The organism is Pseudomonas sp. SIMBA_067 (assembly GCF_046534675.1).
GTDB classification, from domain to species: domain Bacteria; phylum Pseudomonadota; class Gammaproteobacteria; order Pseudomonadales; family Pseudomonadaceae; genus Aquipseudomonas; species Aquipseudomonas putida.
Window position 1 is genome coordinate 1 of sequence record NZ_JAWRYH010001295.1, and the last position, 238, is coordinate 238.

Here is a 238-nt window from a genome sequence, read left to right on the forward strand (position 1 = left end):
GAAGTTTAGTTCCTTCAAACTGGGCTACTGATTTGTGAGACTTAATAATATCAATAGTGCTTGAGTTTACTAATGGACGGCCGTAAACAGCGATTTCAATACCACGATTACGGTACAATTTACCAATAATTGGTTGCATGCTTTCAGCGTAATCTTGACGTTCTTGCCAGCTACTTGTGTATTCTAACTCGTGAGATGAGGTCATTTTTTTTACCTAATTAAACAATTTTGGACGGAT

1 pseudogene is annotated in these 238 nt (G+C 37.0%); it reads right to left on the reverse strand.

Features of this window, described 5'->3' with window-relative positions:
* Nucleotides 1-205 (reverse strand): annotated as a pseudogene (locus tag SB765_RS33500) (glyceraldehyde-3-phosphate dehydrogenase); the annotation flags it as partial.
* Nucleotides 206-238 lie beyond the last annotated feature (33 nt).